Source organism: Bacillus sp. HMF5848 (genome assembly GCF_003944835.1).
Lineage (GTDB): Bacteria > Bacillota > Bacilli > Bacillales > HMF5848 > HMF5848.
In genome coordinates, this window is record NZ_RWIV01000001.1 from 3,723,725 (window position 1) to 3,746,841 (window position 23,117).

A 23,117-nucleotide genomic window follows, 5' to 3' on the forward strand; every position below is an offset into this window, starting at 1 on the left:
CGCAGTATCAGCGAAAAACGGGATTCGTTGGTTCGTGGAGCTCGACACTCATCCTAACTACTTACAGTTCAACGAAAAAGCACCGCAACACTGTGCGATGCCTTCCTATAGCATCAGAAAAACAAATGTTTTTCTAATAGTATATATAATTTATGGAAAAAATATGTGACTACAGTTGCAAATTGTTAAAAGTTAATATATTTTCTTGGATCAATTGCGTTTGATTTCGATGCATTCCAAGGTCCTTTGTGCAATTCAAAGTGTAAGTGAGCACCGAAAGAGCGTCCAGTATTCCCCATATAACCAAGCTTTTGTCCTTTACTTACAGACTGTCCTTCTGATACGAGACGATTTTCCATGTGCGCATAGACGGTAGTCCAAACTTGGTCATTCAAGTAGTGAGAGATAAAGACAACATTTCCGTAACTACTCGAATAGTAAGAACGGAACACAACACCCTCGGCTGCAGCCACGATTGGAACGTCGGAGCCACGCTTACCGATATCAATACCGAAATGCGTTGTTCCCCAGCGCGCGCCATAATTAGATGTTACAGGACCAACGGCTGGTCTCATAAACGTGCCATCTGTCACCTTAGGAGTTTGTCCTCTTTTACGAGCTTCTTCTTCCTCACGCTTCTTTTGTTCGATCATCCGCTTAATTAGTTTATCTAGCACAGCTTCCTGCGAGCGTAATAATGCTTCTTCATCCTCAATTTCGTATAGCTCTTCGTGTACTTGCTCTTCTTTTTCCGCTAACTGCTCCATAATGCGGTCTTTTTCTGCAATTTGTGCTTTTAAGCTTGCTTCTAATTGCTCTAAATCAACTAGCTTTTGTTCTAGCTCTTGCAATGTTGTTTCCATTTGCACTTCTTGTTGTTCTTTTAATACTTTATCTTCTTGATGGGCTTTTAAGATAGCTTTATCTGCTTCAAATAAAGTAGAAACGGCACTTGCGCGATCTAGGAAGTCACTCATACTTTTTGCTCCGAGCAACACATCTAAATAACTAACAACACCACCGCCAACTTGTAAAGAACGTACACGCTTTGTAAGCAATTCGTTGCGAAGCTCAATACGTTGTTTTACCTCAGCAATTTTTTCTTCTAGTATTCGAATTTCTTCACGTGTCGTTTCAATTTCAGCCTGCTTATCACGAATATTTTGATTCGTTTGCGCTACAGCCTCGTCAAGCTGCTTAATATCAGCCTCAATGTCTGCTTGTTCAGCCTGCAATGAGTTAACTAGTCGTTCCTTTTCTGCAATCTTTTGCTGTAAAGAAGCACGTTGTTGTGTTACTTCCTTTTTCTCTTGCTTCTTTGCCTGAATTTCTTTTTCCGTCACAGCAAAAACCGGCTGCGCAATTACGCTAAACGCGACTGTAAATATTAATGCTAACTTGAGCCAAGATCGTTTCACGCGAAGCTACCTCCCATAAGCAATTTTTATCATGCAATCTAGCAAACTATTTTGTTAAGAAACGGCGAACAGACATTAAACTTCCCCACACACCGATTAGTCCACCTATACCGACTAAAATTCCTGCTACCTCCCATATAAATGGTGACGGCGGTAACAATTGAATGAATGTGTTAGCTAATTTAGGACTTATTAGACTGTATAAATATTGATAAGATGATGCCACAGCCGCAATCGGAAGAATGGCACCTACCACGCCTAACCATAGACCTTCTAAGAAAAATGGTACTCGGATAAAGTTGTTCGTTGCTCCTACTAATCTCATAATCTCAATTTCTTTTTGTCGAGCAAAAATAGTAATTTTTATCGTATTGGAAATTAAAAACATAGCAGTAAAGACAAGACCTAGGATTAACCCTAGTCCAACATTTCGAGACACTTTAAGAATTTTAAAGAGCTTTTCGACTTGGTCTTTACCAAATACAACTCGTTCTGTATAAGGAAACGAATCAATCTGATTTGCTACTGTCATAATGTCTTCTGGATCATCTGTTTTTACGATGAATACGTCGTATAGAGGATTCGCTTGTTCAAATAACTCAAACGCCTCTCCATCTTCACCAAAGCTTTTAATTAGATTGTCAAGCTGTTCATCCTTAGAGGAGAAAGTGACAGAGGAAACTTGCTGAATATCTTCAATTTGCTGCTTTAAAGCACCCTGTTGTTCAGGCGATGCTACAAGATCAACATGGACACGAATCTCAACGTCCTGTTCAATCATCGTTGCAAAATTGTTTAAGTTTAACATTAAAACGAGGAACACTCCGACTAAAAGGAGTGTGACAGTAACGGCACTGACAGAGGCAAAAGTCATCCACCCGTTACGTCCCAAACTTTTAAAGCTCTCACGAAAATGTCGTCGCACAGTTCTAAAGGTCATAGCCATACTCCCCTCTAACCTCGTCACGTGCGATCTTACCATTTTCAATGGTAATAACACGACGTCTTATTTTGTTTACTATTTCTCGGTTATGTGTCGCCATGACAATTGTTGTCCCACGATTATTAATTTCATCAAGGATATTCATAATTTCCCAAGATGTTTCTGGATCCAAGTTACCTGTTGGCTCATCGGCAATCATAACCTTCGGGCTATTTACGATAGAACGAGCAATCGATACACGCTGCTGTTCGCCCCCCGATAGCTCTGATGGATAAAAGCGAGCCTTATGCTTTAAGCGGACAAGATCAAGAACTTCCATGACACGCTTTTTAATATGCTTAGGCTGTTCTTCAATTACTTCGAGCGCAAACGCGACATTTTCATAAACTGTCAGTCGCGGTAATAGTTTAAAATCCTGAAAGACTACGCCGATATTACGGCGAAGTAAAGGTACTTTTTTATCCTTGAGCTTAGATATATCAATACCATTTATCATAATCGTCCCTTTGGACGGTTTTTCTTCACGATACATCATCTTAATAAACGTGGACTTCCCAGCTCCACTAGGTCCCACTACATACACAAACTCACCTGACTGTATTTGAACAGAAATCCCATTCACAGCAAGTACACCATTTGGGTATGTTTTATATACATTTTGCATTTCTATCATGTCTATCACCTAAAAGTCGTATTTTGTCATAATGTGCACAAGCAAATGCTGTCGAGTTTTAAGAACTTTGCCTAGATAGACTCGCCTTTTACATTATAACATCATATTTTGTCTATTTGTGGCATAAAAATATTACATTTTTATTTCAAGTATTTGTTTGGAGGTTAATAGGCTGACAACTACTGTCGTACTGTGGTGTTTTTTGTCGAAAGAGTGAGTGTTGTTAATTTTTTCTGCGGTGTTGGTTTGTTGATAACCAGGCGTGAGATGTGGATATATACGGGTTTTAATGGAGTTGGGTGTATATTAACTGTTGATAGCGTGAATAAAATGTTGATAATGTTATGGCATGCATGAAGATTTCGACAGCTAATGACACAATCATTTATTTTTTGCTAAAAAAGTCTGTGGATATAGTATACTATGCAGCTTGTCGCTCTGTGGATAACGCTTTTGGCGCCTGTTTTTCCACAGATATTGTGGGGAGAAGGTGGGGGAGTGGGGAAAAGATAGTGTGGTGGGAAGGAAGGTCGAGTTGGGACGGGATGTGGGGTGTGAATTTTTTTATGCGCGTAATTATGACGTTTATGCGTGAGTTTTTCGTGTTTATGCGCGAAATTTTACTGTTTATGCGCCAATTTTTGCTGTTTATGCGTGAAATCCTAGCTTTTATGCGTATTTGTGTTATGCGCCCGACCCTAGTTTTTCGCTTATTTTTTTATGCGCGTAATTATGACGTTTATGCGTGTGTTTTTCGTGTTTATGCGCGAAATTTTACAGTTTATGCGCTAGTTTTTGATGTTTATGCGTGAAATCCTAGCTTTTATGCGTATTTGTGCTATGCACGCAACCTTCTATGTTCCACCACTCATGATTATGCGTGAAATCCAGGCTTTTATGTGTATTTAAGATGCGCGCGACCCTAGTTTTTTGCTTATTTTTTTATGCGCGTAATTATGACGTTTATGCGTGTGTTTTTCGTGTTTATGCGCGAAATTTTACTGTTTATGCGCCAATTTTTGCTGTTTATGCGTGAAATCCTAGCTTTTATGCGTATTTGTGTTATGCACGCACAACCTTCTATGTTCCACCACTCATGATTATGCGCGAAATCCAGGCTTTTATGTGTATTTAAGATGCGCGCGACCCTAGTTTTTTGCTTATTTTTTTATGCGCGTAATTATGACGTTTATGCGTGTGTTTTTCGTGTTTATGCGCGAAATTTTACTGTTTATGCGCCAATTTTTGCTGTTTATGCGTGAAATCCTAGCTTTTATGCGTATTTGTGTTATGCACGCACAACCTTCTATGTTCCACCACTCATGATTATGCGCGAAATCCAGGCTTTTATGCGTATTTGTGCTATGCACGCAACCTTCTATGTTCCACCACTCATGATTATGCGTATTTGCTAGAACTAGACATGAATCTAAATATAAAAAACTAATGCTTTCACTAACAAAATAAAAACTCCCTAGTCTCGACTAGAGAGTTCGTTGAATTATTATTTCTTTTCAGCTAACCATGCTGCAAGTGCTGCAGCATCTTCACCTGATACAAGATTACCAGGCATGCCGCCTTTACCGTTTACAATGATGCTTTCAATCTCATCTTGAGAAAGATTTGCGCCAGTTGCAGTTAATGCTGGGCCCACGCCACCCTCAAGGTTTTGACCATGACAACCTACACAGCTTCTTTGATACACTTTTTCAACATCGGCTGCAACAGTAGCTGCACCGCTGTCTCCGCCACTGCTCGCTGCGTTGTCAGCTGGCTCTTCTCCGCCGCCTCCACAAGCTGCAAGTACAAGAGACGTTCCCATTAGCAATGCTAGTAACTTCTTCTTCACAAGTTACTCCCCCTCTTTTAGTAAAAAATACCATAGTACAACCTTCATTATATAATGTTCTAGGCTCTTTTAAAACCCTCACCTAGCACCTCAGCTGCATCCATAACAATCACAAATGCGGATGAATCAATACTTTTTACTAATTGTTTCAATTTTGTGAACTCCGATTGATTGACGACACACATCAAAATCGGGCGTTTATGGTTCGTATACCCACCAAATGCCGACAGCTTCGTTACACCGCGATCAATTTTATATAAAATCCCTTCGCGTACTTCTTCCTCTTTGTTAGTAATAATAAGAGCAAGCTTTGTGTACCCTAAGCCAATTTGCACAAGGTCAATTGTTTTACTCGTAACATACAAACCGATTAACGCGTATAACCCCTGTTCAATATCAAACACAACAGCTGCCGTTATTACGATTAAGCCATCAATGAGTGCCACACAAGTTCCAAGTGATAAGCCCGTAAACTTGTGGATAATTTGCGCTGCTAAATCCGTGCCGCCAGTCGAAGCATTTCCGCGAAAAACAATCCCAAGACCAAGTCCGACACCAATTCCACCAAACAACGCCCCTAGTAACGGGTCTTGTGTAGCTGGCTCCATATTTTCCGTTAAGTATACAACAAACGGTAAAAACACCGTTCCGATAAACGTTTTATAGCCATATTTTACACCGAGAAAAATTAACCCCGCGATAAACAACGGGATATTAAACGCCCATTGAACGTATGCGGGCTTCCAGCCAAACAAATCCTCTAGAATGGTACTAATACCACTAACTCCTCCAGAGGCCACATCATTCGGCAGTAAAAACAAGTTAAAGGCAACAGCGACAATAGCTGAACCTAATAAAATATATCCTATTTCTCGAACACGATTCCAAGTCATATAACTACCCCAATTTTGATCGTAAGTATGCATCGATAAACGAATCGATATCTCCATCCATAACTGCCTGGACATTACCTACTTCTGTATTAGTGCGGTGATCCTTCACAAGTGAATAAGGATGGAACACATAAGAACGAATTTGACTTCCCCACCCGATATCCTTCTGTTCACCACGAATTTCAGCAAGTTCAGCTTGCTGCTCTTCGATTTTTTTCTGATAAAGCTTAGCTTTTAACATTTTCATCGCTTGCTCACGGTTTTTAATTTGCGAACGCTCTGACTGACACGTCACGACAACCCCTGTTGGAGCATGTGTAATACGGACGGCAGAATCGGTTGTATTAATATGCTGTCCACCAGCACCACTCGCACGATACGTATCCACTTTTAAGTCCTCTGTACGAACTTCGATTTCAATTTCTTCGTTGAATTCAGGCATAACCTCACATGATACGAACGATGTATGACGACGGCCAGACGCATCAAACGGCGAAATACGCACAAGACGATGCACACCCTTTTCCGCCTTTAAGTACCCGTATGCATTATGCCCTTTAATAAGAAGCGACACACTCTTAATCCCCGCTTCATCTCCCGGTAAGTAATCGAGTGTCTCCACTTTGAAGCCCTTTTTCTCCGCCCAACGCGTGTACATACGGAGAAGCATAGAACCCCAATCCTGTGATTCTGTGCCACCAGCTCCGGGGTGAAGCTCTAAAATAGCATTATTTTTATCATACGGCTCGCTTAATAGAAGCTGAAGCTCAAACTCGTTGAAATCCTTCACAACACGCTTCATTTCTATCTCAAGCTCACCATGCATATCCTCATCGTATTCTTCTTTTATAAGCTCATACGTCATCTGCAAATCATCGTACTCTTCATTCAACGCATAAAACTGATTCACTTGATCTTTAAGCCCATTCGCCTCATTGATGACAGTTTGCGCAGCCTGCTGATCATCCCAGAAAGACGGATCAGACATCTTTTCATCTAGCCTCGCAATATCAGCTTCCTTTTTCTCGAGGTCAAAGAGACCCCCTAAAGTCCGCTAATCGCTTAGCCATCTTATCTAACTCTTGCTTAATTTCTACTAATTCCATACCGTTCACCTCATATAGTTAAGTTTTCCTTACAAGCCTTTTTTTATAAAAAAATAATAGTATTATGCGCTTTTCGTGAAAAGTGGACAATGCTAATGTCGCACGTTCAACGGTTACGCGCATAAACAGTAGCTATTGCGCAAATTCCGCTCTAATTTAACTCTCGCTTACACTTGCAAATACGCATAAACCTTGGAATTTCACGCATAAACTGGTAAAACTAGCGCATAAACACCGAAAAGTGGCGCATAAACGTCTAAAATTCACGCATAAATCCTAAAATTTCACGCTTAAAACATTATATGTAACACACGAAAAGTGAGAGGAGAGTAACTCCACTCACTTTTCGTCATGTATCCATTTATTTGCGGCTACGTACGATACTTTACGGGCGCTTCGTGTCGCCTCGCCACGCTACACCACATTATCTAATCTACTTAAGCGCCGCAGCACTGTTTGAATTTTTTCCCGCTGCCGCATGGACATGGGTCGTTGCGACCAACATCGACAGACTTACGAACCGGTTTGCGCTTTGCCTTTTCGCTTTCGTTATCCTTCGGATTAACAGCTTGACCTTTCGCAACCTCTTGACGCTCTAAGTTGCTGCGAATTTGTGCCTTCATGATATATTTTGCAACGTCATCTTCAATCGATGTAATCATCGCTTCAAACATTGCAAAGCCTTCCATTTGATACTCACGAAGTGGATCAATTTGTCCGTATGCACGAAGGTGGATACCTTGACGAAGCTGCTCCATCGCGTCAATGTGACTCATCCACTTTGTATCAACAACGCGGAGTACGATAACTTTTTCAAACTCACGCATTTGTTCAGACGTAATTAAATCTTCTTTTTCATCATACGCTTTCTTACAAGCATCGAAGATTGTTTCAATGATCTCTTCTGTTTCCTTGCCTTTTAGCGTCGTTTCCGTAATTGTACCTTCTGGTAACAGGTTACCACTCACGTAATCGACGATACTCTTAAGATCCCATTCTTCCTGCAGATCATCTTGCGTATGAACGCTAACGTTACGATTAATAGCTGACTTAACCATTTCTTCGACAATATCACGTAAGTTCTCAGACGCTAATACGTCAAAGCGTTGCTTGTAAATAACCTCACGCTGCTGACGAAGAACGTCATCATATTGAAGCAACTGCTTACGTGCATCAAAGTTGTTACCCTCAACACGTTTTTGTGCAGATTCAACGGCACGTGACACCATTTTACTTTGAATCGGTTGATCATCATCAAGACCTAAGCGGTCCATCATCGACTTCATATTGTCTGAACCGAAGCGACGCATCAGTTCATCCTCCATCGACAAGTAGAACTGCGTGACACCAGGGTCCCCTTGACGACCAGAACGACCACGAAGCTGATTATCGATACGACGACTCTCATGACGCTCTGTACCTACAACCGCAAGACCGCCAAGCTCTCTTACACCTTCGCCAAGCTTAATGTCTGTACCACGACCGGCCATGTTAGTCGCAATCGTGACAGCACCCTTTTGACCTGCTTGTAAAATAATTTCCGCTTCACTGAAATGCTGCTTCGCATTTAATACGTTATGCGGCACACCTTTTTTCTTTAAAAGCTTAGAAATAAGCTCTGACGTTTCAATCGCAACTGTACCAACAAGCACTGGTTGCCCATTACGATGACGCTCCGCGATATCTTCTACAACCGCATTGAATTTACCTTGCATTGTAGAGTAAATTAAATCGGCACGGTCATCACGGATAACTGGCTTGTTCGTTGGAATGACAACAACGTTCATATTGTAAATGTTACGGAATTCCTCTTCCTCTGTTTTCGCTGTACCAGTCATACCAGCAAGCTTTTCATACATACGGAAGTAGTTCTGGAATGTGATTGTCGCAAGCGTCATACTTTCATTTTGAATTTCGACGCCTTCCTTCGCTTCAATCGCTTGGTGCAAGCCATCACTGTAACGACGGCCCTTCATTAAACGACCAGTAAATTGGTCAACAATTACAATTTCACCTTCATCGACAACGTAATCGATATCTTTATGCATAGAAGCATGTGCTTTTAGCCCTTGGTTAATGTGGTGCGTTAAAGATACATTTGCCACATCAAACAGGTTCTCAATTTTAAAGGCTTTCTCAGCTTTGTTAATACCTTCTTCTGTCAGCTGCACACCTTTAGTTTTTTCATCATATGTGTAGTCTTCTTCTACCTTTAACGAACGAACAAACATGTTCGCTAACACATATAATTGCGTTGACTTCTCAGCTTGTCCCGAAATAATTAACGGCGTACGCGCCTCATCAATTAAAATCGAGTCAACCTCATCGACAATCGCAAAGTGCAACGGACGCTGCGCCATATGCTCTTTGTAAAGCACCATGTTGTCACGCAAGTAGTCGAAGCCAAACTCGTTGTTCGTACCGTACGTAACATCAGCTTGGTACGCTTCAATTTTCTCTTCTTTTTGCAGACCATTTAAGTTCAAACCAACTGTTAAGCCTAAAAACTCATACAGTTGACCCATCTCATGCGCATCACGGCTCGCTAAGTATTCGTTCACCGTAATGACGTGAACACCTTTACCTGTAATGGCATTCAAGTAAACAGGCAGGGTAGACGTTAACGTTTTACCTTCCCCTGTTTTCATCTCAGAAATATTTCCTTCATGTAAGGCAATACCACCCATGAGCTGTACAAAATAAGGGTACAAACCGAGCACACGCTTTGCAGATTCACGTACTACAGCAAACGCTTCAACAAGCATCTTATCAAGACTTTCTCCTTGCTGATAACGCTGCTTAAACTCATCTGTCTTTTGGCGAAGCTGCTCATCTGTGAGCTGTTCCATTTGTGACGCTAACGCATCAATCTCTTGTGCTATTTTTTCATAGCGCTTCAAAGTGCGTTTATTCGTATCGAACACTTTATTTAATAAGCCAAGCATCAAAAACGCTCCTTTTATTTAATCTATCTATACTGTATTTTGTTATGTCGCAAAAACTAACCAGATAAAAGAAAAATGGTGCTAAGCACCAAATGTAATAAGTCCAACTTTAATATTATCACTTTGCGGTAGTTGGTACAACAATAACAGTAGAAAAGCCAAGTTATGGTGTTTACTACGTTTGACAGACTACTATAGTTTCAAAAAAAATTATTATTACTGCTCGCAAAAAGATAAAAACTACGGTGCCACCGTCAAAATCACACGTTGACTTAAATCATCTTCATCCGAGCGAATAGATTTGAATAAATCAAACCAGCCTGTATGTGCGAGGTGCACGTAAAAGCTGTCGCCCTCTTCTTTGTAGCCATCTATTACAGCTGCAAGATCCTGTGTGCCGTAAGCAAAGAAAATAGGTTGTTTATTGTCTATATGGTCCTTGATGGTGCTAGTAATGTCGGCCTTATACTGATCGAACGCAGCCGCACTGTCATACACATACGCCTCCGCATCAACAGCATAATGCTTTTCTATTGCCGGTACCATCTCTTGCGGCGTTAACAAATACCCTTCTGTACCGAAATCTTTGTGAATGGTTGCCGCAGCGTAGTACAAGTAAGTCGATACTTGAATAACAGCCCCACCATGTGATTTATCATCTAACGTTGGCTCAAACTTCTGCCACTTAAAACGAAACAAGCCAAAATTTTCATCAACGGTTGTATCATTGGATGTTGTATATTGAACCGCATCCCCTGGCTGCAGCTCATGATAATACATAATTTCCGCTAATCCGACAGGCCATTGCCCCGCTAGCTCATGATTAGGCGTAGCCGCCGTGAATGGGCCCTCCTGTTTCCATGCCGTTTCAATCAATGTTTTTGGTGTGTCTGCTAGTTCTATCACATTATACTTACTATCTACTGTTGTAGGAGCTTGAGCTTGGTTCCCACACGCTGATACAACAAACGCTAGCAGCAACGCACTACCTGTTAGTGCAAGCTTTTTCATATACTCACCCACATCTCTATTTGTTTATCATACAGAAAATTGTATCACTTTTAATTATGTAATTGGACAATATCCGGGAAATTTCACAATTTGATAAAAAAGATGAAAGGGGTATAATGCTAGCACATTGGAAAGTCATTAAGATGTAGAGAGATTCATAAAATGAAGCATACGGAATTTTCGTGGATCAACGCTGTCACGAAGCTGTCGATAAACATACGCAACTCACTTGGAGCCGAATTGCGAAATGGTATGTCGATAACAACAAACATAATTTACGGGAAGAACACCGTTACGAAATCGTATAAACAAACAAGCATAGCCCCGTGTTGCGGACTATGCTTGCCAAACAATTTTTTTAGTTAGGTTCAATCAAACCGTAGCGTCCATCTTTACGCTTATACACTACGTTTGTTTTATTAGTAGCTGAGTTGGTAAATACGAAAAATGCATGGCCTAAAAGATTCATCTGTAGAACAGCTTCTTCAGCATCCATAGGTTTTAAATCAAAACGCTTAGTACGTACAACTTCCATCTCTTCATCTACAGTAGTAACCGCTGCTTCCGTTTCACCGTTGAAGAAAAACTTCGGTGAACCTTGGTCACGTAATTTGCGGTTAACCTTTGTTTTATGCTTACGTATTTGTCGTTCGATTTTATCGCTGACCAAGTCAATGGCAGCATACATATCAGTATGTGACTCCTCTGCACGTAGCATCAAACCTGGCATCGGAATAGTCACTTCTACTTTGCTTTGCTTATCATTGTAAACTTTCAAATTCGCATTTACTTCTGTACTTGGAGTATCATCAAAATAACGCTCCAATTTGCTAATTTTCTTCTCAACGTACTCTCTAATTGCTGGAGTTACATCAATGTTTTCGCCTCGAATGTTGAAATTCATACAGAACTCCTCCTTTGTCTTTCTGTAAAAGCAAAGAGCCGACCGTCAGCCATGCACCATTTGGCTGTAACCGATTCCAAAATCGATTGACCAAATGATTACATTCCTATTGTTACCACCTTTGCTTTGTATAAACATATTTCTACATCGACTCGTTTAATTCCTGCTTTTCAAAAGAAAAATATTTTGTTTTTTTACGCAGGAATTCCGCGCCATAATAAGGTTTTTATCCTTCTATTGCCTTTTATGACAATTATGTGAACAGAGATTTTTTCGCCGCGGTTCACTGCTGGAGTAGGATTTTACTCGCGATGTTATAGAGAAATATGACACTTTATGTTTTACCCTAATGTAGGGGAGTTAAACATTTTTTTCAGGCGTGTTTTTCAATAAGTTCTACAAACTTTATCGGGCGAAATAAGCTGGAATGAGCAAAAAAGAACGCACCTCGCGGGAACGTTCTACTGCTGTACATATTTAGTTAATACACGTTGCATTGTTTCCTTCCATGCTGTGAAAGAAGGTAATACCTTTTGCAGTTAGTCTCCTATTTGCGCTTATCAAAAAACATTCCATCAGCTGACACTTGACCATAAGGATTTTGATACTGACGATTGGATTGCTTTTTAACCTTAATTTGATGCAAATCCTTCTTTATTTGTGTTTTTATTTGGTCTAACCGAGCATCAATTTGCTCATTCAGCTTCACCAGCTGTTGACCCAGTTCCTTCTCCTCAGAAGAGTACGGCGGTTGTAACCGAGCCATCAACTGCTCCCTGTGATCAAGAAACTGCTCAATCTCATGAACTTGCTCATCGCGATCCATATTCTCTTCATTCACCACTCGAAAAAGCTGTGCAGACAACTCAAACAGTTGCTTAACAACACTCACTAGTATGCGCCACCTTGCGATGCATATTGTTTTTGACGATTCTTTTGAATAACTTGCTTCCAAGTATCACGAAAATCGATAAGGTAATCTTCTACTTCACCTAGAATTTCTACATTGTTTTTAATATTTGCTTCTATAAGACGACGATTCATGTAATCATACATCGCCATCATATTTTTTGAAACCTCGTAGTCTGTATTAAGTGTGACCATTAGTTCATTAATGATATTTTGTGCTTTTATCAGATTTATATTTTTATCTTCAATATTTCGTTTCTCAATTGCATGCTTCGCTAAGTTAATAAATTTTAGACAGCCATTGTATAACATCAATGTCAGTTCACCAGGCGATGCTGTCGTCACTGAATTCTGTTGATATGATTGATATGGATTATTAATCAAAGTTAGTACCTCCTAATAACTGAACTGTTGCATTAAATACATGGATTGGCTATTAGCTTGTTGAATCGCTTTTTCCATTGCTGTGAACTGTTTCCAGTAACGGTTCTCAATTTGAATAAGCCTGTCCTCATAGCGGTCAATTCGTTTATCTACATCTTCTAATTGTCTTCCTATATCAAACTGTTGATTTGAAGAAAAAGAATTCCCAGCTTTTACTTTTAATTTATTCATTGTGTCATTTACAGAATTGTATAAGCGATTAATAATACCTGTTTGACTATCGGTTGAACCTGTTCCTCTAAACAAATTCTCCACTGATGTTGAGTCAGCTTCAATTGCCTTTTTCAGCTCAGCCTCATTAATAATAAGCTTACCACCCTCTAGATAATTCGCTGTAGTTGTTATACCAATTTTGGCAAGCTGGTTATGAGTTGAAGACACACTATCATTTAGAACAGGAGTATAAAAATTCATACGCATAGTTGATAAAGCATTTGACAAAATCGGGTCTCTTCTTAACAAACCACTTTTTGCTTTTTCTTCCCATTGTTCTTGTTGTGTATCAGATAAAGATTCTCTTTGGTCATCAGTGAGAGGCGCATATGATCGGTAACGCTCCTCAGATAGTTCAGTTTGGATTTTACCTATTAGTTCATTATATTTATTTACAAACTGCACAATGTTATCAAAAACAGATGTACTATCATTACTCACTGAAATGCTAACTGGATTTGGACTGTCCGTTTCATCAAAAGTTTGTTTAAGATTAAATGTGACGCCGCTCATTTCAAAGGCATTCGATGTTCTCTCTGTTTGTAGACCATTAATAACAAAGGAAGCATTTTTTGCTTCTGTTACATATCCAACAGGAATAGTCGAAGTTGAAACATCATGAAAATTCATGACGTCTGTAAATAGCGCACCACTTCCTGCCATTTCATAGCCGTTATGGAGAGATACATCTTTATTTAAATCTCCTGTTTCAGTTCGCGTCATAGACATTCTTTTCGTTTGTGAATCAAAAAACATCGTCACTCCCACACCTGAAGAGTTCACTTTACTTACTATATTGTTGATTGATTCGTTACCAGCGACAATGTAATTTTGGTGTAAGTCACCTTTTGATGTGTGTGTATCTAGTTGAAAGGTAGTATAATTCTGACTGTAAGTCATTTCGAGTTTATAGTCATATGTCGTCCCATCTTCGGGTGTCTCAGGCGGCAAGTGTGTCTTCATTGCATCGTTGAATGTAATAGAGCCTGTTTCTGAGTTGAATGTACCAACCTCTGTCGTCCCATACATGACCTTATCGCCAGCTAATGAAAAATTAACATCAGACAATGTTGTTGTATTTCCGTCCTTTGTTGAAGTTCTAGTTAGCTTTAATTCCGAAACATTCTTTATAGAACCCTGTGAAAAAGTGACAGAAGTTGTATCATGACTAACTGACCTAGAATCAGTATTTTCATTAGCAATGTACCCTATTTTTATTTCGCTGTCCTTCGCAATAGCATCACTAAAGACCAAGGAGCCATCACTGTTAACGAGTACACTATTCTCATCCGGTGTCGCTGTGCCTGTTACAACTTTATACCCTTTTCCGTTCACTGACACACTCCAAGAATCTAGGTCCTTTAAAGTATCTCCCCCGTAATCTACTGAGACAGTAGTGCTACTTTCTGAGACGTTTATAGTTTTACTTTTTATTGCCCCTTCTCTCCATAAGCTTGCTGATGTTACACCATAAAGCCCTTTCGAAGCTTCAACTTCTATAGGGGTTAAATTTAATTGAGTTTCAGCTTGTGCTAGCTGTGAAACTTTTGAAATTGAATATGACGTTTGATTTGCTGCACTACTAGCTGTTGCTGTTACCTTGGCTTCACTAGACGAAGAAACTTGCCGTGCGCGATACTTTGTTGATAACTTCATCTGTGTTAATTCTGCTCGAAAGTCAAGAAGAAGGGTATTCATGGCTCGATAATCATCACGTTGCCACTCAAGGGTTTGCTTTTTTTGTTTTATTTTATCGAGAGGCATTCTTTCTGCCTTCATTAAGTCCTTTACAAGTGTGTCTATATCCATCCCACTTGCTAGGCCACCCACTCGTATACCACTCATAAAATCTCACTACCTTCTTTTTATATCTTTTTATCTACTACAAGACCTAGAAATTCCGTCATGGCTGCATACATGTCTAGTAGTTTCTTAGGAGGAATCTCACGGACGACCTCGTTTGTCCTTTCATCTACAATAGTTACGTAATACTCTTGTAATTTTTCATGTAATTCAAACTTTAACGCTGTGTTCGTTGGTTTGATAAATTTATTCATGCCATCAACAACTTCTTTGAGTTGCTCTTTGTCAAACTTTTCTTCTTTAACTATATTATTTGCTTGTTCAAGCTTAGCTACTTCAATCTCATCTGCTTGTTTTTGAACTTTTGAATCGTTTGTTTGATAGGATACTATTCTGGAAATATTAGACGAAATACGGTCAATCGACATACGCATCCTCCTTTGCGTAAAAACTACCTGTTATTTTCTATATCGGTCAAATTGTTTTATTGTTTAGTTGATTTTCTGGAAATTGAAAAGCTATTTTCTTTTCACTGGAGTTCCAAATAAGAGATGCAACAAATGACCTATCTCCCTTTTTAAATCCTTCAATATTTCCTGTAGTTCCATCTTTTAATATTTTTTCCACATTAGCTTGTGTGATAGTTTTTCCTAGTATTTTTTTTGATATGGTAAATGAGCATTTAGTTTTTGAGAAGTTATTACATCCATAGAGTTTGCCTTTGTCGATAACCTTTCCACCACACAAGGGGCATTGACCTAGATATGTAGATCGTCTTTGTCGTTGAATAGATTCAGTGTCCAGTCCAGTAAAATCCCATGTTAGGGACTGATCTTGTGCATCTTTAATAATTTTCTCACTTAATTTTTTAACTTGCTCCATGAACTGTACTGCGGAAGCATGTCCCTCGCCAATCTCTCGTAACCGTTGTTCCCATTTAGCCGTCATTTCGGGTGACGCTAAAATCGTACACCCGACTGCTTCTATAAGTACTTTGGCTTTGTCTGTTGCAAACACCTGATTTTTTGTGATTTGAATATATTTACGTTCTTTTAACATCGTTATAATAGACGCACGTGTAGCTTCCGTCCCAAGTCCTTCAGTTTTCATCAACACTTTCTCAAGCTCTTCATTCTCAATATGTTTACCTGCCGTTTTCATAAGGGTAATAAGTTGGCCCTCAGTGTACCGTTTTGGTGGTTGAGTTTTTCCTTCTTTAACTTTCACATCTTGAACATACCCTTGTTCATCAATTGCAAAATTCGGTAACAAAATCTCTTTATCATCTTCTTTTTGAAAAATGACTTTACGCCAGCCTTCCTGAATCTGTTGCTTGCCTTTAGATTGAAATGTAGCTCGTCCATCTACCAATGTAGTAATCGTAGTATAAGCAAAGATTGCTTTTTCGTAATGAGCAGCAATTAGTCGACGAATAATTAAGTCGTACAGTTTTTGTTCATCAGCAGATAGTTTACTAGGATCGGTCACTTGCTCGGTAGGAATAATAGCATAGTGATCAGTTACCTTCTTTTCATTGACGAAGCGTCTGTTGTCGATAATAGTTTGCGTCGGTAACGGAAAAAGGTTCTCATAAGCTGAAAAAAAACTTATTTTTTGAAGAATCGCTGGAAACATTTCCGCTTCACCTCGAGTCACATATTGTGAATCTGTACGAGGATACGAGACAACACCTTTTTGATAAAGTTTTTGTAATGTATCAAGGGTTTTTTTGGGTGAAAATTTAAATGCTTTATTGGCTGTTGCTTGCAGAGCTGAAAGATTAAACAAAATTGGTGGTAAGTATTCTTTCCGTTCTGTATTAATATCAGATATTTGTGCTGGCTTGTTCTTACAAAAGGCAGCAATTTTTTGCGCTAACTGCTGATCTTTCAAACGTGTTTCATTATCTTTCATCCACTTTCCTTCATACTCTTTACCGTTTATATTAAAAGTAGCGAGAACTTCCCAAAACGGTTCACTGACAAAGCTTTCTATCTCTTTCTCTCGTTTCACTATAAGAGCTAAAGTAGGAGTTTGCACACGTCCAGCAGAAAACACATCTTTCATGCCTCTTTTTTGTAAAAGTAAACTATAAACGCGCGACGCATTCATGCCTACTAACCAATCGGCACAAGCACGAGAATACGCTTCATGAAAAAGGGGTCTTGTATCCTTTTCAGACAGTAAATTATTAAAACCATCTAAAATCGCATTGGAAGTTAATGAAGAAATCCACAATCTCTTTATTGGCTTTTTCACACCAACTTTATAGATAATATTTCGAACAATAAGCTCTCCTTCTCGACCAGCATCACCCGCGTGAATAATTTCAGTAACTTCTGGTTTAAGAAGGAGAGACTTAACTATATTGTATTGCTTTGCTTTTGAACGAACTACTTGGTAATTAAACCTCTCTGGAGTAATTGGAAGAGTATTCAAAGACCACCGCTTCCATTCTTGCTTATATTTCTCTGGGGCCTGAAGCTCTAAAATGTGGCCAACTGCCCAAGTCACGTATGCACCTTTTGGAAACAACTCGTGGGGAAAAATCTCTATATAACCTTGATGTTTTTTAGATTTGAAGGGCTTAGCGAGGGTAGCGCCTTGATCAGGCTTTTCTGCGATAATTAGTTTCATGGGGACACCTACTTATTTTATTAAATCTATAGCGAGGGACCAGAATTTACAACACTAATTTCCAATCCCTCAAAACCTCTATTAACTAGCATTATTTGTTGATACTTATCCACGTATATCAATGTTGGCACCAATATGTGGGTTAACAGAAAGCTCCATTTGTTTTGTAGTTTGGTTCATCATTTCTAATATTCCTTCAGATTTAATTTGAGCTACACTCATTACATCTTTCATAAGAGACAAATTAACTTGCTGGTGTACTTGCACTTTATTGAGTACCATTGACAAATTTGCAACATCCATTGTATTTCCACCTTTCTATGCATTTTATAATGCATTTTATAAATAGACGATGGCTCCAAAAATACCATTATAAACTAACATCACATAATGCTTTCTTCTCGTTGATACTCCGAATTTATTTTGGTCTATTTTAAATTTGATGTAAAAAACATAGGAAACATGTTGTAATCTGGTAAGCAGTTGATTTAATCTTTATTTTATCTTAATTGAAGTTCGATACAAGTACTTTCCCGACAATCTCAATACCATTATATTCACATGTCTTCGTGATTTGTCCTTAACCTTTTCAATTCCTTACATTCTTCATTGGTGATATATGGATTATCTAAAAAAGAAGTGTAGTTTTTTAATAATTTTTTTACCATCTCTTGATATATTAATTCACAACTTAAAATCTTATACTCTTTTATTTTCTTGCACATAGATAACATGTATGACCATTCTGAATATTTTGCTCTCGATGTTACTTGAGGCACTTTTTTAGACAGGTACATTGTCCGCTCAGTGAATGCATTTAAATATTCTTGTAATAATTGAGGTGTTAAATTATTAGTTTGAATAAAACTAGTCATATTATTTGAATGCTTTCTGAAGTAATAAAGCGGTTTACCTTGAGCAACAACACGGTTAGCATTTGCGAAAACTTTATAAATTACGTGAATATCGTCAACTAAAACACCTGCTTTGAATCTTATATTATCAAATAAAGATTTTCGGAAGAGCTTCGTTGGAGGAGCTACATTATATTTTTCTCGCTTTAATAACTCTTCTAAACCTTCCTCTTTATTCAACAACAACAAATCATCATATATAAAATATGGCTCGAGATTATCCCCTGTTTTATTCCAACTGCCACAAATAGAAATATCAGCCTTGTATTTACTTGTGAGGTTCCAAAGAAATTCTAACATTTCTGGTTCGCATACATCATCATCATCTACTATTGTGACATATTCATATTGAGCGTTTTCAAGTCCCATATTTCTTCCTGCAGGTGCTCCGTTGTTATCCTGAATTTCAACTAATTTTATTCGCTTATCATATTTTGCATAATGTTTACAGATTTCTTCACTCCCATCGGTTGATCCATTGTTCACTAAAACGAGCTCAAACCCTGAGTATGTTTGAGATAAAATACTTTCTATGGATTTTGGGAGATAATCGTTACGATTATATGTGGACATTATTACACTAATGGTTGGTTTCAATCTATCACTACCTCTTTTTAGATGTCTTAAATAAACGTATTCCTATTATATCGACTTTTTGAGGATTTGTGACTCTATAACCCCTAACACTCTTAACTGATTCTCCAATTCCTTTGCGGTATTTTCCTTTTGCATTGCTATAACTACTACTGTATTGAGTTTTTCTTCTATCGATAACTCTGAAAGCTTATCTGGAGAATATACTGTCAAGCCCTCTATTTTACAACCTTGCTTGGTTTCACTATTATCGAGAAAACCACTTATTTCATAACCTGCATCGATTAAGATTCGTGCAGTTCCTTCTCCATTATAACCAGTAGGGAATATATAAATTGCCTTATCTTCTTTACCTACCACTAATAAAACAGTTTTTTCGATAATATAATTGCGATATAGCCTTAACCCATTATAAGCCCCATATTTATTAAGAAACTCAAAGATATTAAGGTCGTTAGTATAGATTTGTTTTAACATCGGTATAACTGTCTTATAACGATTAATTATTAGACTGAGTTCATATATTTGACTGGGGTAAAACGTATCACATCGCATAGAGAACAAGTCAAAAAGAAACTTCACTCGAGAATAAATCAATTCCATCCGTGCATTAGAATATTTTTTCTCATATAAAAACACTAAGAGGTTAAGTGCAACGATTAAATGCGATTTACTATGTAAGTATGTTTTGCTTGCTGTAATTGACCCTACTGCTCTAGGACGATAACAATAAAATGGCTTAGGCAATAGTGTGAAAGTTTGCCCAATGCACAGCAATTTGGGTACCCACTCCTCATCCTCGGAATGAAGTCCCTCAGGGAAAGTTATATTGTTCCCCATTAATAATTCTCTTTTTACAATAAACCTCCATGGTGTACACAGTAGATAAGGAAGTTCTAGGAAATATTTTACTATATCCTCAGAATTTGCTTTGTCAATTATTTCAGCATTCAATTTAATATCTTGAGTAACAAAAGCGCCTTTTTCTGGCCTGCAAATAAATTGCCCTATCAATACTTCTGGTGCTTCGAAAGTCAATTTTTTTTTGATTTCAGATAAGCTATCTTCAAGATAATAGTCATCACTATCACAGAAGTGAATGTATTTACCACAAGCTATAGACATTCCTAAGTTTCTAACAAAGGCAGGTAGAGAGTTTTGTTTTAAATGAATTACCTTTATAAACTCATATTGATTAGAAAAATCATCACATATTTGCCCACTAAAATCAGTTGACGCATCATTAATTAAAATTACTTCAATATCGTTACAATCTTGCTCTACTATACTTTTAAGACAATATCGAAGGTAGTTTTCCACATTATACACAGGTATTACAATACTAAGTAGTGGCAAGGCAATCACCTCATAAAAAATATCTGCAATCAATTATCGGCTTGTTAGGGTACTTTTTATTCACTTCCCGAAACTCATCCCAAGCTGTCACCAATACTAAGACGTTCGCTTCCTCACATATTGAATTAAGAGTATGATGATACTTTATTTGTTTAAATTTATACTCTTTGTCAAAATTCTTGTTGGAAACAGGATCATATGCAAAAATATTATTATGACCTTCATTAATTAACATTGATATTATTTTTGCAGCGGAACTGTCCCGTACATCGTCTGAACCAGGTTTAAATGAGAGACCAAGGATACCAATTGAATCAGTTAAGTTGGATACAGCCTTAATCTTATTAAACATAAATAGTGGCATTGAATTATTTATTTTCATGACATTATGTAGTAACCTAGAATCATATCCCTTTGAGAATGCTTTAGAATACAGTGCTTGAGTATCTTTAGGAAGACAATAGCCGCCAAATCCACAACCTGGAAATACATAAGATGCCATATCAGCATTCCCCCATCGACGATCTAAATGTAATATATTAAATGCATCTTTAATTTGAATATCCCCTATAACAGTAGCGATTTTTGACATTTCATTTGCATAACTAATCATGGTAGCAAGAAATGTATTAGATAAGTATTTAGTATATTCTCCTGTATTAAGAGATACAGCAAAAAAAAGGGTATTAAAATTCTTATACAAATTGCGTAACATACTTTCAGATTTCATATCTGAAACACCACATACAATTCTATCAGCATTCAACATGTCATCCCAGCAATGTCCTTCTCTTAAAAACTCTGGATTATTTGCAATACTCACAGCTTCTCCAACTTTAACACCTAACTTTATTAAATAAGGTGTAATTTTTTCCGAAGTCGTACCCGGCGGCACTGTTGATTTTACTACTACTACTCTATATTTATCATCGTTTAAGACAGAATAAAACATATCAATTGCATTAAAAATATACTTCAGGTCCGCTTCACCTGATTTTCCTGTTGGAGTACCAACACATAAGAATATAAAATCGCTCTGCTTAACAGCATTTGAAACATTATCAGTTAATACAAAATTATTATTAAGATGTCGATTTAGAGCCTCATCCAAACCTGGCTCTAAAAAGGGTACTTTTCCAGATTGTAAACATTCTACTTTTTCTTGGTCTATATCAAAACCAAATACCTTATGGTTCTTCTCTGAAAAGGATAACGCTGTGGTCAATCCTACAAATCCAAGACCCAGCACTGTAATTTTATAGCTCATAGACATCACCGTTCATTTTTTTTTAGAAATAGACTATTATATTTAGATCCGTTTAAATATACTTCTTCCATTTTGGGGCCAATAACAGACAAATCAAATTTCAATAAATCATTATGGTCAATCCCCATTTTTAAATCTTTTAAATCTTTTAAATCTTTATTTAGTTTAAGTAAAATATACTTAGCCCAATACTCTGCTCCTCTATCAAGTGTTATATATTCAATAAGACCTAAGTTTGCTTCGGGCTGACAAGCATCAGAGGCGAAACACCTAACTCCCGCAGCTTGTGCTTCAATTAATACATTGCCAAATCCTTCATAAATAGAGGGGAGTAAAAATGCGTCACATATTGCTAAAACTTTTGAGATATCTGTCTTGCTATCGAGTAATAACACATTACGCTCTATTTTAAGTTCTATAATACGGTCTTTAATCTGTTTTTCCAGATGACCAATACCAATAATAATTAAAAACACCTGAGGTGTTTGCCGGAGCATTTCTGCAAATACTTCTAATAAAAAAAGTTGATTTTTCTGTTCGGTATATCTCCCAACATGTAATAAATTGATATTGTCTTTACATACACCTAGTTCCTTATAAATACTAGACTTGTCATAAAATTGACTATCAATAAACTTTTTTATGTTTATAGGGTTGGGGACAACTTCAGTCCTTTTATCCATCATTATACCTTTACCAAAAAGATACTCACATGCTGCTTTTGAACAACCCCAAATATGCGTAGCATATCTTTTACAAAACCAAATGCGAAGTTTTCTTATATATATATTTGTCATTTTTGGTTTGGATTTATCATCTATACCTGTATTATGGCTATGTGCAATTCTGATAGGGACCTTGGCAAGTTTAGCCGATATTATTGAAAATCCATCTAATAAAGGATTCGCAATATGAATGGCTGTATATGGTCCTTCTCTTTTTAGTAGTCTATAAAGACTATAAATAAAATATAAATCCATAAGTATATTCCATCTACGATTACCCTTATGCTTAGTTTTTATAAATAAATTGAATACTCTCCCACCGTAGGCCTCTATTTCATCATGAAAGTGTCCTTTTTCTGGCTTTCTAACTGCAAAATCGATCAAGAGATTTTCATGGTTAATTCCTCTGTAAACCTCCATAATTGTTTTTTCAATCCCACCTATATCAACGGGTAAACCATTTACGAACAATACCTTTTGATGACTTGATTTCATACCACTACACCTCATTTA

20 protein-coding genes are annotated in these 23,117 nt (G+C 37.8%); 1 reads left to right on the top strand and 19 read right to left on the bottom strand.

The window, feature by feature from the left end; all coding sequences use genetic code 11:
* Positions 1–185 precede the first annotated feature (185 nt).
* The 3 genes from EJF36_RS21935 to ftsE are packed head-to-tail and all read right to left on the bottom strand — an operon-like array spanning position 186 to position 3,034.
* A complete protein-coding gene (locus EJF36_RS21935; RefSeq protein ID WP_260471935.1) occupies positions 186–1,418 on the bottom strand; it encodes a murein hydrolase activator EnvC family protein in 1,233 nt (410 codons plus the stop codon).
* A 46-nt stretch (positions 1,419–1,464) separates the two neighbouring features.
* On the bottom strand, positions 1,465–2,358 hold the full coding sequence (ftsX, locus tag EJF36_RS17960) for a permease-like cell division protein FtsX (protein WP_125907610.1): 894 nt from the start codon (positions 2,356–2,358) through the stop codon (positions 1,465–1,467).
* Positions 2,348–3,034, bottom strand: a complete 687-nt coding sequence (gene ftsE / locus EJF36_RS17965; RefSeq protein ID WP_125907611.1) for a cell division ATP-binding protein FtsE — start codon at positions 3,032–3,034, stop codon at positions 2,348–2,350. The genes ftsX and ftsE overlap by 11 nt, the downstream gene beginning before the upstream one ends.
* A gap of 512 nt (positions 3,035–3,546) precedes the next feature.
* Between ftsE and EJF36_RS17970 the strand changes: the two genes are divergently transcribed.
* Positions 3,547–3,846: a hypothetical protein gene (locus tag EJF36_RS17970; RefSeq protein WP_125907612.1), complete on the top strand. Its 300-nt coding sequence runs from the start codon at positions 3,547–3,549 to the stop codon at positions 3,844–3,846.
* A 692-nt stretch (positions 3,847–4,538) separates the two neighbouring features.
* On the opposite strand, the gene cccB is transcribed toward EJF36_RS17970, so the two are convergent.
* The 16 genes from cccB to EJF36_RS18050 form a co-directional block, all read right to left on the bottom strand.
* The gene (gene cccB, locus EJF36_RS17975; protein WP_125907613.1) at positions 4,539–4,883 is read right to left on the bottom strand and encodes a cytochrome c551; all 345 of its coding nucleotides are present in this window, start codon (positions 4,881–4,883) and stop codon (positions 4,539–4,541) included.
* A gap of 59 nt (positions 4,884–4,942) precedes the next feature.
* A complete protein-coding gene (locus tag EJF36_RS17980) occupies positions 4,943–5,776 on the bottom strand; it encodes a YitT family protein (RefSeq protein WP_125907614.1) in 834 nt (277 codons plus the stop codon).
* A 4-nt stretch (positions 5,777–5,780) separates the two neighbouring features.
* Positions 5,781–6,882, bottom strand: a protein-coding gene (prfB, locus tag EJF36_RS17985; RefSeq protein WP_125907615.1) for a peptide chain release factor 2 whose coding sequence is annotated in 2 segments (ribosomal slippage) — positions 5,781–6,809 and positions 6,811–6,882 — 1,101 coding nt in all. Because the reading frame shifts where the segments join, the coding sequence is not laid out codon by codon here.
* A 437-nt stretch (positions 6,883–7,319) separates the two neighbouring features.
* On the bottom strand, positions 7,320–9,827 hold the full coding sequence (secA, locus tag EJF36_RS17990; protein ID WP_125907616.1) for a preprotein translocase subunit SecA: 2,508 nt from the start codon (positions 9,825–9,827) through the stop codon (positions 7,320–7,322).
* Between the two features lie 240 nt (positions 9,828–10,067).
* Complete coding sequence (locus EJF36_RS17995; RefSeq protein ID WP_125907617.1) at positions 10,068–10,838, bottom strand: C10 family peptidase; 771 nt, start codon at positions 10,836–10,838, stop codon at positions 10,068–10,070.
* A gap of 358 nt (positions 10,839–11,196) precedes the next feature.
* On the bottom strand, positions 11,197–11,742 hold the full coding sequence (gene hpf, locus EJF36_RS18000; protein ID WP_125907618.1) for a ribosome hibernation-promoting factor, HPF/YfiA family: 546 nt from the start codon (positions 11,740–11,742) through the stop codon (positions 11,197–11,199).
* A gap of 547 nt (positions 11,743–12,289) precedes the next feature.
* Positions 12,290–12,634, bottom strand: coding sequence for a flagellar protein FliT (locus tag EJF36_RS18005; protein WP_125907619.1), 345 nt, complete (start codon positions 12,632–12,634; stop codon positions 12,290–12,292).
* Complete coding sequence (gene fliS, locus EJF36_RS18010) at positions 12,634–13,035, bottom strand: flagellar export chaperone FliS (protein WP_125907620.1); 402 nt, start codon at positions 13,033–13,035, stop codon at positions 12,634–12,636. The genes EJF36_RS18005 and fliS overlap by 1 nt, the downstream gene beginning before the upstream one ends.
* 12 nt (positions 13,036–13,047) lie before the next feature.
* On the bottom strand, positions 13,048–15,153 hold the full coding sequence (gene fliD, locus EJF36_RS18015) for a flagellar filament capping protein FliD (protein WP_185806955.1): 2,106 nt from the start codon (positions 15,151–15,153) through the stop codon (positions 13,048–13,050).
* A 20-nt stretch (positions 15,154–15,173) separates the two neighbouring features.
* A complete protein-coding gene (gene flaG / locus EJF36_RS18020; protein WP_125907621.1) occupies positions 15,174–15,539 on the bottom strand; it encodes a flagellar protein FlaG in 366 nt (121 codons plus the stop codon).
* 46 nt (positions 15,540–15,585) lie between these two features.
* Positions 15,586–17,748, bottom strand: coding sequence for a DNA topoisomerase III (locus tag EJF36_RS18025; protein ID WP_125907622.1), 2,163 nt, complete (start codon positions 17,746–17,748; stop codon positions 15,586–15,588).
* Between the two features lie 105 nt (positions 17,749–17,853).
* Positions 17,854–18,051: a YjfB family protein gene (locus EJF36_RS18030; protein WP_125907623.1), complete on the bottom strand. Its 198-nt coding sequence runs from the start codon at positions 18,049–18,051 to the stop codon at positions 17,854–17,856.
* Positions 18,052–18,305: 254 nt separating this feature from the next.
* Positions 18,306–19,259 (bottom strand): glycosyltransferase family 2 protein, encoded by a 954-nt coding sequence (locus EJF36_RS18035; RefSeq protein ID WP_260471936.1) that lies wholly within the window; start codon positions 19,257–19,259, stop codon positions 18,306–18,308.
* A gap of 45 nt (positions 19,260–19,304) precedes the next feature.
* Positions 19,305–20,645, bottom strand: coding sequence for a glycosyltransferase family 2 protein (locus tag EJF36_RS18040; RefSeq protein WP_260471937.1), 1,341 nt, complete (start codon positions 20,643–20,645; stop codon positions 19,305–19,307).
* Positions 20,623–21,879, bottom strand: coding sequence for a UDP-glucose dehydrogenase family protein (locus EJF36_RS18045; RefSeq protein ID WP_125907624.1), 1,257 nt, complete (start codon positions 21,877–21,879; stop codon positions 20,623–20,625). Before EJF36_RS18045 ends, EJF36_RS18040 begins: the two co-directional genes overlap by 23 nt.
* A gap of 5 nt (positions 21,880–21,884) precedes the next feature.
* The gene (locus EJF36_RS18050) at positions 21,885–23,099 is read right to left on the bottom strand and encodes a glycosyltransferase (RefSeq protein ID WP_185806956.1); all 1,215 of its coding nucleotides are present in this window, start codon (positions 23,097–23,099) and stop codon (positions 21,885–21,887) included.
* Positions 23,100–23,117 lie beyond the last annotated feature (18 nt).